Here is a 13,568-nt window from a genome sequence, read left to right as displayed (position 1 = left end):
CGCATGAAACCCGGAAGCCTACTTTCGACGTATGCCTCCTGCCAGTACCGGGGCATCCACCCTCGCCGTGGATGCCTCAGCCGCGCCGTCCCTCCTCTCCACCACCGACGCCACCGCGCGTCTTGAGCCCGGCCGCCCCGGCTACCGCCGGATGAGCTTCGCGCTCTTCGCCGCCGGGATCGCGACGTTCGCCCTCCTCTACTCCACCCAGGCCCTGCTGCCCGCCGTCTCCGCCTCCTTCGGCGCCACGGCGGGACAGGCGAGCTGGACGGTCTCCGCGGCCACCGGGGCGCTGGCCCTGTGCGTCCTGCCGCTGAGCGCGCTCTCCGAGCGGTTCGGGCGGCGGCAGATGATGACCGCCTCGCTGACGGTCGCCGTGCTGGTGGGTCTGCTCATCCCGTTCGCCCCGTCGCTCGGCTGGCTGATCGCGCTGCGGGCCGTACAGGGAGCCGCGCTCGCCGGGCTGCCGGCCTCCGCGATGGCGTATCTGGCCGAGGAGGTGCGGCCCAAGGCGCTGGTCGCCGCGATCGGGCTGTTCGTGGCGGGCAACAGCATCGGCGGCATGAGCGGCCGCATCCTCACCGGCTGGGTCGCCCAGCTGTGGGGCTGGCGGGCCGCGCTCTTCTCCGTGGGGCTGCTCGCCGTGGCCTGTGCGGTCGTCTTCCACTTCATGATCCCCAAGGCCCGGCACTTCACGCCCGGCTCGCTGAACCCGAAGGCCCTGGCGAAGACCGTCGGCGGGCACCTCGCCGATCCGCTGCTGCGCCGCCTGTACGCGATCGGCGCCCTGTTCATGACGGTGTTCGGCGCGGTCTACACCGTGATCGGCTACCGGCTGGTCGAGGCCCCGTTCAGCCTCCCGCAGGGCATCGTCGGCTCGATCTTCCTGGTCTACCTGGTCGGTACGGTCTCCTCCGCCGCGGCCGGACAGCTGGTCGCCCGGCTCGGCCGCCGGGGAGCGCTCTACCTGGCCGTCTCCACCACGGCCGCCGGTCTGCTGCTCTCCCTGGCCGACCAGCTGCCCGCCGTACTGCTGGGCCTGGTGCTGATCACGGCCGGGTTCTTCGCCGGGCACGCGGTCGCCTCGTCCTCGGTGAGCCGTACGGCCACCACCGGCCGCGCCCAGGCATCCGCGCTCTACCAGTCCGCGTACTACCTGGGCTCCAGCGCGGGCGGCACGCTCGGTGCGGTCGCCTTCCACGCCGGGGGCTGGGCGGGGACGGTGGCGCTGGGGCTGCTCGCGGTCCTCGGCGTCGTATCGATCACGCTGTACGGGACCCGGGTCGCGCGGGCCGAACGGCGCGCGCTCGTCCCCGCCACGCGCTGAACCACCTGCGGAAACCGCTGAACCGCTGACGGCGCGTACCGGCCGGACCCCGACCGGTACCCGATCGAGAGGTCAGCCCGCGCAACCTCCACTCCCCTTCGCGCGTCCTAGCAGACGAGACCAACGTACTGCCTGCGAAGGGGAGTTGGCGTACATGAGAGTCACACAGAAGATACCTGCCGTGCGACTGCGGCGCGGGGTCGCGCTGTCCGTCGCCGGGCTGGTGGCGGCGCCCGCGCTGGTCCTGGGCACCGGCACCGCCGCCCAGGCGGCGTCCTGCACGAAGTCCACCGGGCCGTACCAGAAGAAGGTGGAGAAGTTCCTGAAGCGGCCCGTCGACGGCAAGCAGTCGACGGCCGACTGCAAGGCCACCCAGAAGTTCCAGAAGGCCCACGGGATCACGCCCACCATCGGGTACGCGGGGCCGGTCACCTGGCGCACCATGAACACGATGCTCGACCAGAAGGCCGCCGGGAAGAACCCCGACAAGGCGAAGAAGTGCCCCACCGACAAGGGGCGCATCGCGTGCGTGGACCTGACGCGGCAGCTGAGCTGGATCCAGGACGGCAAGAAGCTGAAGTTCGGGCCGGTGCCGGTGCGGACCGGGCGCGACGGCGCGGAGACACGTACCGGCGCGAGCAAGGTGTACTGGCGCGACATCAAGCACTGGTCGACGATCTACAAGGTCTGGATGCCGTACTCCCAGTTCTTCGACGGCGGCCAGGCGTTCCACTCGGTCACCAAGTCCATGTACAACCCTCCGGGCTCGGGCGGCTGCGTCAACATGCGGCCCGCGGACGCGAAGTCGTACTGGAAGCTGCTGAAGAAGGGCGACGACGTCTTCGTGTACGGACGCAAGCCCGGAACGTGAGGGGCTTTGGTGCTTCCCACCCGATTGTCAGTGGCCTGCGGTAGCTTCCAGAGTGCTGGATGAGCGGTGTCACAGCGCAACAGGGGTGGAGCGATGAGCGATCTGACGAAGACGGCCACGGCGAGCGTCGACAGCCGTCTGGAAGGGCACCGGGTCGAGCTGACCGGCTACTGCTACCGGATGCTCGGCTCGGCCTTCGAGGCCGAGGACGCGGTCCAGGACACCCTGGTGAGGGCCTGGCGCAATTTCGACAAGTTCGAGGGCCGTTCCTCGCTGCGGTCCTGGCTCTACCGGATCGCGACGAACGTCTGTCTGGACATGCTGAACGCGGGCAACAAGCGGGCCAGGCCGATGGATCTGAGCGGACCCACCCCGCTGGCCCGCGCGGCGCTCAACCCGCTGCCCGAGAACACCTGGCTGGAGCCGATGCCGGACGGCCGGATCCTGCCGTCGGTGGAAGATCCCGCGGAGGCCGCCGTGGCCCGGGAGTCGGTGCGCCTCGCGTTCGTCGCCGCACTTCAGCATCTGCCCCCCAAGCAGCGGGCCGTGCTGATCCTGCGCGAGGTCCTCGCCTGGAAGGCGAGTGAGGTCGCCGAACTGCTCGACACCTCGGTCGCCTCGGTCAACAGCGCCCTCCAGCGGGCGCGGGCCACACTGACGGAGTCCGAGGACCGGGCCGCGGACACCGCGAATCCGCTCGACGCGGAGCAGCAGAAGCTCCTCGAACGGTACGTGGCGGCGTTCGAGGGCTACGACATGACGGCACTGACCGCGCTGCTCCACGAGGACGCCGTGATGACGATGCCGCCGTTCGACCTCTGGCTGAAGGGGCACGAGGACATCACCGGCTTCATGCTCTCCTTCGGCGCGAGCTGCGCGGGCTCCCGTCTGGTGGCGACCGAGGCCAACGGGACACCGGCGTTCGCGCACTACAAGCCGAACCCCGAGGGGCCCGGTTTCGTGCCATGGGCGTTGCAGGTCATCGACATCACGGACGGTGCGATCTCCGCGATGCACTGCTTCCTGGACACCCCGCGCTGGTTCCCGCTGTTCGGGCTGCCCGACCACCTCCCCGCCGAAACGGCGTGAGCCGACGCTCCGGCCGGGGATGGCGGTACGGCCGGGGATGGCGGTACGGCCTGGTGGGCGGCTGGGCCGTGCCGGCGGCGGGCGGGTGGGGGCTGACCCAGTGGGTGGGTGAGCCGGCCGCGACGAGCGGGCCGGCCCCCCGGCCCTCCGCCGGTGCGGGCACGGAACCGGGACCGCAGCCGGAGCACTGGTACGACCACCTCTGCGACGACCCGCCGCCGTCACCGCTGCCGACGCAGCCCGGCGACAGCGGTACCGCCTACGCGGTGACCTGTGTGAGCACCGGCCCGGACCGAGCGGGAGACTCCTCAGGGCACGGGCGGCCGGTGCGGCCCTGGAACCCGTTGCTCCGGGTCGTCCAGGACCACCACATCGGCCAGCCCCACCAGACGCAGCAGGGTCCGGACCTCCGGCGGCACCCGGCGCAGCCGTAGCCGCCTGCCGCCCGCCCTGCGCGCCACGAGCCCCAGCCGGGCCACCGCCTCGACCAGGGCCAGATCCGGCTGGACGACCCCGCCCACATCGCACTCCACCGCCTCGGCCGGGCCGAGGGCGGCGGCCTGCGGGCTCCGCAGCAGCGACTCCAGTTCCGCGCAGAGACCCGGCACGGCGGACCGGGTGACGCGGCCCTCGACGACAAGAACGATCGGGTTCATGGCATCCACACCAAGCAGACCGGCACAGCCGCCGAAACTCATCTGCCGCTGTCGAGAAATCGACGTTGCCCGCCCGTGATTCCGCCCGTCCGCCCGCAGTTCCGCTCACTCACCCGCACATTTTTCGTCAACTCCTCACTCATGCACCACTTTCGTGAACCCGTGCGCACGATTTCCCCTCTTGTTCCATGAACCTGTGGGCATCGGCAGCACAGCGGTGCCCACAGACCAACGGTTCCCAGGAACCGCCTCATTCTCCAGGGGGAGAGTTGCGCAGACACGTGAAGAGCGCGTGTGTTTCGACGATCGCCGCGGCAGCAGCCGTGGCCATCGCGGCGGGGATGACCACGCCCGCCGCGGCACAGCCGGACAGGGCCGGTCCCGCCGGCTCCCGGGCCGGCGCCGCGGCCAGGGCGACGCACCATCTGACGCTCATCACCGGCGACCGGGTCACGGTCGACGCCAAGGGACGGGTCGTGGGCTTCGAGCCCGCGAAGGGGCGTGCCGGGATACCGGTCCAGAAGCGGATACGCGACGGGCACACGCTCGTCATACCCGCCGACGCCCACCGGCTGATCGCCTCCGGAAAGCTGGACCGACGGCTCTTCGACATCACGGAGCTGAACCGCCCCGAGAACCGCCGCGCCCAGCAGAAGGGCCTGCGGCTGATCGTCGGCTACCGGGGAGCACAGGCGGCGGCCGCGAAGGCCGAAGTGCGTGACGCGGGCGCCACCCGGGTCGGCCGGAGCCTGAAGTCGCTGAACGCGGAGTCGGTGACCACGCCGAAGGGGGACGCCAAGGACATCTGGCAGGCCCTCACCAGCAAGCAGGCCCACAGCCCCCAGCGCACCACGGCGGCGGGCGTCGACCGGGTCTGGCTGGACGGGGTGCGCCGGGCGAGCCTGGACAAGAGCGTCGCCCAGATCGGCGCACCGGTCGCCTGGCAGGCCGGGTACACCGGCAAGGGCGTGAAGATCGCGGTCCTGGACACGGGTGTGGACCCCACGCACCCCGACCTCAAGAACCAGATCCTCGCGTCGAAGAACTTCACCGCCTCGCCCGACACCAAGGACCGGGTCGGGCACGGCACGCATGTGTCCTCGATCGCGGCCGGTACGGGCGCCAGGTCCGGCGGAAAGTTCAAGGGCGTGGCCCCGGACGCCAAGCTGCTCGAAGGCAAGGTGCTCGACGACGACGGCTTCGGCGACGACTCCGGCATCCTGGCGGGCATGGAGTGGGCGGTCGCCCAGGGCGCCGACATCGTCAACCTGAGCCTCGGCGGCGGCGACACCCCCGAGATCGACCCGCTCGAAGCGGCGGTCAACAAGCTGTCGGCCGAGAAGGGCGTCCTGTTCGCCATCGCGGCGGGCAACGAGGGCGACGGGGCGGGCACGGTGGGCTCGCCGGGCAGTGCGGACGCCGCGCTGACCGTCGGTGCCGTCGACGACAAGAACGTGCTGGCGGACTTCTCCAGCCGCGGTCCGCGCATCGGTGACGGTGCCATCAAGCCCGATGTGACCGCCCCCGGCGTGGACATCACGGCGGCCGCCGCCCCCGGTTCGGCGATCGACCAGGAGGTCGGCCAGAACCCGCCCGGCTACCTGAGCATCTCCGGTACGTCGATGGCGACCCCGCATGTCGCGGGCGCCGCGGCGCTCCTCAAGCAGCAGCACCCGCAGTGGACGTACACCGAGCTGAAGGGCGCGCTGACGGCCTCCACGAAGCCGGGCGCGTACAACGCGTTCCAGCAGGGCTCGGGGCGGATCGCCGTCGACAGGGCGCTCGGCCAGAGCATCGTCGCCGACCCGGTCTCGGTGAGTTTCGGTGTGCAGGAGTGGCCGCACACCGATGACACCCCGGCCACGAAGAAGGTGACGTACCGCAACCTCGGTACGAGCGATGTCACGCTCGATCTGACGGTGGCGGGCACCGGACCGAAGGGCAAGCCCGCCCCGGCCGGCTTCTTCGTCCTCGGCGCCGACAAGGTCACCGTCCCCGCGGGCGGCACCACCGACGTGGAGCTGACGGCCGACACCCGGCTCGGCGGCGCGGAGAACGGCTCGTACTCCGCGTATGTCGTGGGCACCGGTGGCGGGCAGAGCGTCCGCACCGCGGCCGCGGTCGAGCGTGAGGGCGAGGCGTACGACGTCACGCTGAAGACCATCGGCCGCACCGGCGGGGCCCCCGCCTTCGCGGAGGTCGCTCTGGACGCGCTCGACGGTCTGGGGGCCTCGGTCGCCCCCGTGGTCACCGACGGAGTGGCCAAGGTGCGGCTGCCCAAGGGCACGTACGCGCTGAACGCCAACATCTACGCGAGCGAGAACCCCGAGGCCGGCGTCGACTGGCTCGCTCAGCCGAAGCTGAACGTCACCGGTGCCACCGCGGTCACGCTGGACGCCCGCACGGCGAAGCCGGTCTCCTTCACGCTGCCGGAGAAGGGCACCAAGGCCCAGGGCCTGTTGACCGAGTACACGGTCTCGACCAAGAACAGCGAGGCGAGCTTCGGCTGGATCCTGGGCGACACGAAGGGCTTCGGCACCGCCCACGTCGGTCCGCAGATCACCGACGGTTCGCTCTCCCAGAGCTGGACGGGCAACTGGACCAAGGGCGCGTCGAGCGAGTACAACGTCGCGCTCGGCGGAAAGGTGAAGCAGCTCGCGACGGGCTACAGCCGAAAGTTCACGGCCGGTCAGTTCGCCACGCTGAAGGTGTCCATGGGTGTCGGCGCGGTCGCCAGGAAGACCGGCCAGATCTACGCGTGGGCCTCGCTGCCCGACAGTGAGCAGTTCTTCGGCACAGCGGTCGAGCAGAAGCTGCCCGGTACCCGCACGGTCCGCGTCTCCACCCTCGACAAGGCCCGTTGGAGCTTCGACTTCCAGCAGGTCGGCGGGCACACCCCGGAAGGCTTCCCGCTGACCGAGGCGTACTACATGGTCGGCGACGAGGCCGCGTACAAGGGCGGCAAGAGCTACACCAGGACCGTGAACACCGGGGTCTTCGGTCCCCTGCTGTCCTCGGAGTCGGGCATCTTCCGCAGCGGCAACGACATCACCGCCGCCCTGCCGGTCCTGGCCGACGGCAAGGGCAACTACGGTTCGCCGGAGCTCTCCTCGGTGAAGACGGTCCTCTACCGCAACGGCAAGAAGATCGCCCAGAACGATGACCCGCTGACGGGCGACGAGTTCTTCAAGGTCCCCTCGGGTGCCGCCGACTACCGGCTCACCACCTCGGTGCGGCACAGCGCGAAGATCGGTGCGCTGTCCACCCGGACCGACGCGAGCTGGTCGTTCCGCTCCAAGAAGACGCCGGGCGCCCAGCTCCCGGCGTCCACCGTCCGCTTCAGCCCCGCGCTGACCACGGACGGCCGGGCCAAGGCGGGCAAGGCCGTATCGGTGCCGGTGAAGGTGCAGGGCTCGGCCGCCGGCAAGAACCTCAAGTCGCTCACGGTGTACGTGAGTTACAACGACGGCAAGACCTGGAAGAAGGTCACCGTCAAGAAGGGCAAGATCTCCGTGAGGAACCCGGCGAAGGGGAAGGCCATCTCCTTCAAGGCCAACGTCACGGACAAGAAGGGCAACAAGTCGTCGGTGACGATCCACAGCGCGTACCTGGGCAAGTGACCCCGGACCGCAGGCGCTGAGGCCCCGCAGGGGCTGACGCCCCGCACGACAGCGGCCCGCCGCACGGATCTTCGAGATCCGTGCGGCGGGCCGCGCGTGTTGTCCCGCCCGGTTACGCGATGCGCTCGCGCACCACGGGCAGCGGGGCGAACTCCGTACCGGCCGGGGCGATGTCGTACGCGTCGGGCAGGGCCTTCAGCGCGTAGTCGAACTTCTCCGGGGTGTCCGTGTGCAGCGTCAGCAGCGGCTGCCCCTCGGTCACGGTGTCGCCGGGCCTGGCGTGCAGCTCCACGCCCGCGCCCGCCTGCACCGGGTCCTCCTTGCGGGCCCGGCCCGCGCCCAGGCGCCAGGCGGCGACGCCGATGTCGTACGCGTCCAGGCGGGTCAGTACGCCGGTGGAGCGTGCGGTGACCACGTGCTGCTCGCGGGCGACGGGGAGCGCGGCGTCCGGGTCGCCGCCCTGGGCGGAGATCATGCGGCGCCACACGTCCATCGCGGAACCGTCGGCCAGGGCCTTCTCCGGGTCGGCGTCCTTGAGCCCGGCCGCGTCCAGCATCTCGCGGGCGAGTGCCAGGGTGAGGTCGATGACGTCCTGCGGACCGCCGCCGGCCAGCACCTCCACCGATTCCCGGACCTCCAGGGCGTTGCCCGCGGCGAGGCCGAGCGGGGTGGCCATGTCCGTGAGCAGCGCGACCGTCCGTACGCCGCTGTCGGTGCCGAGCGCGACCATGGTGGAGGCCAGCTCGCGGGCGTCCTCGATGGTCTTCATGAAGGCGCCGGAGCCGACCTTGACGTCCAGGACGAGGGCGCCGGTCCCCTCGGCGATCTTCTTGGACATGATCGAGCTGGCGATCAGCGGGATGGCCTCGACGGTGCCGGTGACATCGCGCAGCGCGTACAGCTTCTTGTCGGCGGGGGCGAGCCCGTCACCGGCGGCGCAGATGACCGCGCCGGTGGTGTCCAGGACGTGCCGCATCTCCTCGTTCGAGAGGTGGGCGCGCCAGCCGGGGATGGACTCCAGCTTGTCGAGGGTGCCGCCGGTGTGGCCGAGACCGCGGCCGCTGAGCTGCGGCACGGCGGCGCCGCAGGCGGCGACCAGCGGGGCGAGCGGCAGCGTGATCTTGTCGCCGACGCCACCGGTGGAGTGCTTGTCGGTGGTGGGGCGGGAGAGTTCGGCGAAGCTCATCCGCTCGCCGGAGGCGATCATCGCGGCGGTCCAGCGGGCGATCTCGGTGCGGTTCATGCCGTTCAGCAGGATCGCCATGGCCAGCGCGGACATCTGCTCGTCGGCGACCGCGCCGCGGGTGTACGCGTCGATGACCCAGTCGATCTGCTCGGGGGTCAGCTCGCCTCGGTCCCGCTTGGTGCGGATGACGGAGATGGCGTCCATGGTCTGGAGTCCTTCCGGCCGTGTTGCTCGTACATGAGGGTGGGGGTGGGGCCGGGCACCCGGTGCGGGGGTGCCCGGCGCGGGTCAGCCGAGGTTCTGCGGCCCGAACGCCTGCGGCAGCATCTCGTCGAGCGTACGCAGGCCGTCCGGGGTCTCCAGGACGAGTTCCGGCCCCCCGAACTCGTAGAGCAGCTGCCTGCACCTGCCGCACGGGACCAGGATCGCCCCGGTCCCGTCCACGCAGGTGAAGTGGGTCAGCCGGCCGCCGCCGGTGGCGTGCAGCCGGGAGACCAGGCCGCACTCGGCGCACAGCGAGAGGCCGTACGAGGCGTTCTCCACGTTGCAGCCGACGATCGTGCGGCCGTCGTCCACCAGGGCCGCGACGCCGACCGGATAGCCCGAGTACGGCGCGTACGCACGGGACATGGCCTCCCGTGCGGCGGTGCGCAGGGCCGCCCAGTCGACCGGCGGCGCCTCGACGGGCGCCGCGGCGTCCGGCGGCGGTGTCACTTGCCTTCGCCCTTGCGATAGGTCACGCCGTCCGCCTTCGGCATGCGCAGCCGTTGCGCGGAGAGCGAGAGGACCAGCAGCGTCGTGACGTACGGGGCGGCGTCGACGAACTGGCTCGGTACCTGGTCGGTCAGCGCGTACCAGGTGAACAGCAGCGCGGAGATGGCCGCCGAGATCACCGCGGCAACGTACTTCTTGCGGTACAGCTGCCAGAACACCACGATCACCAGCAGGATCGCCAGCAACAGCAGCATCGCGTGCACGTTCTCGGCGCCGCCACGCAGCTTGAGGCTGTCGGTGAAGCCGAAGAGGCCCGCGCCCAGCGCCATGCCGCCCGGCATCCAGTTGCCGAAGATCATGGCGGCGAGACCGATGTAACCGCGTCCGCCGGTCTGGTTCTCCTGGTAGATGCCGGTGGCGACGATCGCCAGGAAGGCCCCGCCGAGTCCCGCCAGACCGCCGGAGACCGTGACGGCGATGTACTTGTACTTGTAGACGTTGACGCCGAGCGTCTCGGCGGCCACCGGGCTCTCACCGCAGGAACGCAGCCGCAGACCGAACGCCGTGCGCCACAGGATCCACCAGGTGGCGGGGATCAGCAGCAGGGCGACGACCGTCAGCAGGGACAGGCCGGTGACGAGTCCGCCGATGATGCCCGCGATGTCGGAGATCAGGAACCAGTGGTGTTGTTGCAGATCCTGCATCCAGTCGGACAACCCTGGAATGGTGATCTTGTCGATCGGATCGATGCGCGGCGACTGCTTGGACGAACCGCCCTCGACGCCGTCGAAGGCGAAGTTGGAGAGGTAGCGGGTGAGACCGACGGCGAGGATGTTGATGGCCACACCGGAGACGATGTGGTTCACGCCGAAGGTGACGGTGATGACCGCGTGCAGCAGCCCGCCGAGCGCGCCGCCGAGGATGCCGAACAGCACGCCGACCCAGGGACCCCACTGGAATCCGGCCCAGGCACCGAACCAGGTACCCAGCACCATCATGCCTTCGAGGCCGATGTTGACGACGCCGGCGCGTTCGGCCCACAGGCCGCCGAGCCCGGCCAGGCCGATCGGAACGGCCAGTTCCAGCGCGCCCGCGACCTGACCCACGGAGGTCACGTCGTCGGCGCCGCTGATCAGACGGACCAGGGAGACCAGGGCGAGCGCACCCGCGATGATCAGGAGGACGACGGGCAGGGAGAGCTTGCGGCGCCCGGTGCCCTTCTTGGGGGCGGCGGTTGCGGCGGAGACCTTGCTGGTGCTCACAGTGCCGCCTCCTTCTCGGTCGTGAGGGCGTTCCCGGCGGCGAGTTCCTCGCCGACCTTCTGCTGCTGGCGCTTGATGCCGTACCGGCGGACCAGTTCGTAGCTGACGACGACCGAGATCACGATCAGGCCCTGCATGATCGTGGCGATCTCCTTCTCGTACCCGAACTGGTCGAGAGAGGCCGACGACTTGTCCAGGAACGCGATCAGCAGGGCGCTGAAGGCGATGCCCAGCGGGTTGTTCCGGCCCAGCAGCGCGATGGTGATGCCGGTGAAGCCGATGCCGGTCGGGAAGTCGAGGCTGTAGGTGTGCGTGTCGCCGAGCAGGGTCGGCATGCCGGCGAGACCGGCGACCGCCCCGGAGATCAGCATCGAGGTGAGGATCATCTTCTTGGCGTCCACACCGGATGCCTGGGCGGCGCTCTCGCTGGCGCCCGTGGCCCGCAGGTCGAAGCCGAACCGGGTGCGGTTGAGCACGAACCAGTAGACGAGGCCGCAGCCCGCGGCGACGAAGGTGAACCCGTAGATCTCACCGGCTTCGGCGCCCATGGACAGGCCGGGGAACCAGCCGGACTCCGGGATGTCGCCGGTGGTCAGGTTGTTGGAGCCCGGCGGCTGCTCACCGAAGTTCTTCGGCAGGATGAGCCAGGCGACCAGCGCGGTGGCGATGGAGTTGAGCATGATCGTCGAGACGACCTCGCTGACTCCGCGGGTGGTCTTCAGGAAGCCCGCGATGCCCGCCCAGAAGGCACCGACCAGCATCGCGACGATGACGATCAGCGCGATCTGGAGCGGCCCCGGCAGGCTGACGCTGGCCCCGACGAGCGCGGCCATCATCGCGGCGAGGCGGTACTGACCGTCGACCCCGATGTTGAAGAGGTTCATCCGGAAGCCGATGGCGACGGCGAGTGCGGCGAGGTAGTACGTACCGGCCTGGTTGACGATCAGGACCTGTACGTCGACGTACGACGCCGACTCGAACATCAGCCGGTACGGCTCGAAGGGGTTACGGCCGGAGGCCAGCAGCACCACCGTGGTGAGTGCGATGGCGACGACCAGGGCGAGGACCGGGCCGGCGAAGCCCAGAATCAGCCGGTCCTTGTCGATCTTCTTCATCGGGCCTCGTCCTCCGGGCTTTCGAGGTGACCGGTGGCGGCGCCGGTCATGGCCGAGCCCAGTTCCTCCGGGGTGATGGTGGCCGGGTCGGCGTCGGCGACCAGTCGGCCGCGGTACATGACGCGCAGGGTGTCGGAGAGCCCGATCAGCTCGTCCAGGTCCGCGGAGATGAGCAGGACGGCCAGCCCCTCGCGGCGCGCCTCGCGGATCTGGTCCCAGATCTGCGCCTGGGCACCGACGTCCACGCCCCGGGTGGGGTGCGCGGCGATCAGAAGCTTCGGGGCGTGGCTCATCTCGCGGCCGACGATCAGCTTCTGCTGGTTGCCGCCGGAGAGCGATCCCGCGGTGACCTCGATGCCGGGGGTGCGCACGTCGTACTCGCGCACGATGCGCTCGGTGTCGACGCGGGCCGCCTTCGGCTCCAGCAGCCAGCCCCGGCTGTTGGGCTTCTCGGTGACATGGCCGAGGATGCGGTTCTCCCACAGCGGCGCGTCCAGCAGGACGCCGTGCCGGTGGCGGTCCTCGGGGATGTATCCGATGCCGCTCTCCCGCCGCTTGCGCGTGGGAACGTGCGAGATGTCGTCGGTGTCGAGGGTGATCACCCCGCCGTCCGGGTTCCGCATCCCCATCAGGGTCTCGATCAGCTCGGTCTGGCCGTTGCCCTCGACCCCGGCGATCCCGAGGACCTCGCCCTTGTGGATGGTGAAGCCGACACCGGCGAGCACGTCGCGGACGGCTCCGTCGGGGTCGGTCACGCTGAGCGCGAGGTCCTCGACGCGGAGCATCGGGACGTCGGTCACCGTGGACTCACGGGTCTCGGGCGAGGGGAGCTCGCTGCCGACCATCAGTTCGGCGAGCTGCTTGGTGGTGGTGTTCGCCGGGTCGGCGGTGCCCACCGTCGTACCGCGGCGGATCACCGTGATGTCGTCGGCGACCGACAGGACCTCGCCCAGCTTGTGCGAGATGAAGATGACGGTCAGGCCCTCTGCCTTGAGCTCGCGGAGGTTGTCGAAGAGCGCGTCGACCTCCTGCGGCACGAGCACGGCGGTCGGCTCGTCCAGGATGAGGATGCGGGCGCCGCGGTAGAGGACCTTGAGGATCTCCACGCGCTGGCGGTCGGCGACTCCGAGGTCCTCGACGAGCGCGTCGGGCCGGACCCCCAGACCGTAGGCGTCGGAGATCTCCTTGATCTTCTTACGGGCTGCGGCGCCGATGCCGTACAGCTTCTCGCCGCCGAGAACCACGTTCTCCAGGACGGTGAAGTTGTCGGCGAGCATGAAGTGCTGGTGCACCATGCCGATGCCGCGGGCGATCGCCTCGCCGGGGTTGCCGAACGTGACCTCGTCGCCGTCGATCGCGATGGTGCCCTCGTCCGGCTTCTGCATGCCGTAGAGGATCTTCATCAGGGTGGACTTGCCCGCCCCGTTCTCACCGACGAGCGCGTGAACCGTGCCCTTGCCGATGGTGATGTCGATGTTGTGGTTGGCGACGACGCCGGGGAAACGCTTGGTGATGCCGTGCAGTTCTACGGCGGGGGGGCTGCTGGACGCGTTGATGACGCACTCTCCTTGGCCGGACAGGAGCGGGGGCGGAGGGGCTGGGGGGCGGGGTGAAGTTATCGCGCCGGAGGGCTGTCTACACGCGTAGCGCTGCCGAATCGTAAAACACAGGTGCACAGCACGGCCCGGACGCTTCGTTCCGGGCGGGTACGGAGGAGCACTGCGAGAG

General features: G+C 70.2%; 10 protein-coding genes. 4 read left to right on the top strand and 6 right to left on the bottom strand.

What is annotated here, in order from left to right; genetic code table 11:
* The first annotated feature begins 31 nt into the window (after nucleotides 1–31).
* From OG251_RS25310 to OG251_RS25300, 3 genes are all read left to right on the top strand, one after another.
* Nucleotides 32–1,327, top strand: a complete 1,296-nt coding sequence (locus OG251_RS25310; protein ID WP_326679280.1) for an MFS transporter — start codon at nucleotides 32–34, stop codon at nucleotides 1,325–1,327.
* Nucleotides 1,328–1,481: 154 nt separating this feature from the next.
* Nucleotides 1,482–2,198: a L,D-transpeptidase family protein gene (locus tag OG251_RS25305; RefSeq protein WP_326679279.1), complete on the top strand. Its 717-nt coding sequence runs from the start codon at nucleotides 1,482–1,484 to the stop codon at nucleotides 2,196–2,198.
* Between the two features lie 93 nt (nucleotides 2,199–2,291).
* Entirely contained in the window at nucleotides 2,292–3,287 is a 996-nt protein-coding gene (locus tag OG251_RS25300; protein ID WP_326679278.1) for a sigma-70 family RNA polymerase sigma factor, read from the top strand.
* Nucleotides 3,288–3,595: 308 nt separating this feature from the next.
* On the opposite strand, the gene OG251_RS25295 is transcribed toward OG251_RS25300, so the two are convergent.
* The gene (locus OG251_RS25295; RefSeq protein WP_442818373.1) at nucleotides 3,596–3,943 is read right to left on the bottom strand and encodes an STAS domain-containing protein; all 348 of its coding nucleotides are present in this window, start codon (nucleotides 3,941–3,943) and stop codon (nucleotides 3,596–3,598) included.
* Nucleotides 3,944–4,224: 281 nt separating this feature from the next.
* Here OG251_RS25295 and OG251_RS25290 point away from each other — a divergent pair, with 281 nt between their 5' ends.
* Nucleotides 4,225–7,563 (top strand): S8 family serine peptidase, encoded by a 3,339-nt coding sequence (locus OG251_RS25290; protein WP_326679276.1) that lies wholly within the window; start codon nucleotides 4,225–4,227, stop codon nucleotides 7,561–7,563.
* 112 nt (nucleotides 7,564–7,675) lie between these two features.
* On the opposite strand, the gene OG251_RS25285 is transcribed toward OG251_RS25290, so the two are convergent.
* The 5 genes from OG251_RS25285 to OG251_RS25265 form a co-directional block, all read right to left on the bottom strand.
* The gene (locus tag OG251_RS25285) at nucleotides 7,676–8,953 is read right to left on the bottom strand and encodes a thymidine phosphorylase (RefSeq protein WP_326679275.1); all 1,278 of its coding nucleotides are present in this window, start codon (nucleotides 8,951–8,953) and stop codon (nucleotides 7,676–7,678) included.
* Between the two features lie 84 nt (nucleotides 8,954–9,037).
* Nucleotides 9,038–9,463, bottom strand: coding sequence for a cytidine deaminase (locus tag OG251_RS25280; RefSeq protein ID WP_326679274.1), 426 nt, complete (start codon nucleotides 9,461–9,463; stop codon nucleotides 9,038–9,040).
* Nucleotides 9,460–10,725 (bottom strand): ABC transporter permease, encoded by a 1,266-nt coding sequence (locus OG251_RS25275; RefSeq protein ID WP_073718214.1) that lies wholly within the window; start codon nucleotides 10,723–10,725, stop codon nucleotides 9,460–9,462. The genes OG251_RS25280 and OG251_RS25275 overlap by 4 nt, the downstream gene beginning before the upstream one ends.
* Nucleotides 10,722–11,840 (bottom strand): ABC transporter permease, encoded by a 1,119-nt coding sequence (locus OG251_RS25270; protein WP_326679273.1) that lies wholly within the window; start codon nucleotides 11,838–11,840, stop codon nucleotides 10,722–10,724. Before OG251_RS25270 ends, OG251_RS25275 begins: the two co-directional genes overlap by 4 nt.
* The gene (locus OG251_RS25265; protein ID WP_326681413.1) at nucleotides 11,837–13,420 is read right to left on the bottom strand and encodes an ABC transporter ATP-binding protein; all 1,584 of its coding nucleotides are present in this window, start codon (nucleotides 13,418–13,420) and stop codon (nucleotides 11,837–11,839) included. Before OG251_RS25265 ends, OG251_RS25270 begins: the two co-directional genes overlap by 4 nt.
* Nucleotides 13,421–13,568 lie beyond the last annotated feature (148 nt).

It is taken from the genome of Streptomyces sp. NBC_01237 (assembly GCF_035917275.1).
Taxonomy (GTDB): Bacteria; Actinomycetota; Actinomycetes; order Streptomycetales; family Streptomycetaceae; genus Streptomyces.
The sequence above is the reverse complement of the archived record's forward strand: the minus strand, read 5'-3'. Positions and strand labels throughout refer to the sequence as shown.

What these genes read in the sequence shown, in the direction of transcription:
- OG251_RS25310 (WP_326679280.1), top strand. Translation starts at nt 32, where the DNA reads ATGCCTCCTGCCAGTACCGGGGCATCCACCCTCGCCGTGGATGCCTCA.
- OG251_RS25305 (WP_326679279.1), top strand. Translation starts at nt 1,482, where the DNA reads ATGAGAGTCACACAGAAGATACCTGCCGTGCGACTGCGGCGCGGGGTC.
- OG251_RS25300 (WP_326679278.1), top strand. Translation starts at nt 2,292, where the DNA reads ATGAGCGATCTGACGAAGACGGCCACGGCGAGCGTCGACAGCCGTCTG.
- OG251_RS25295 (WP_442818373.1), bottom strand. Translation starts at nt 3,943, where the DNA reads ATGAACCCGATCGTTCTTGTCGTCGAGGGCCGCGTCACCCGGTCCGCC.
- OG251_RS25285 (WP_326679275.1), bottom strand. Translation starts at nt 8,953, where the DNA reads ATGGACGCCATCTCCGTCATCCGCACCAAGCGGGACCGAGGCGAGCTG.
- OG251_RS25270 (WP_326679273.1), bottom strand. Translation starts at nt 11,840, where the DNA reads ATGAAGAAGATCGACAAGGACCGGCTGATTCTGGGCTTCGCCGGCCCG.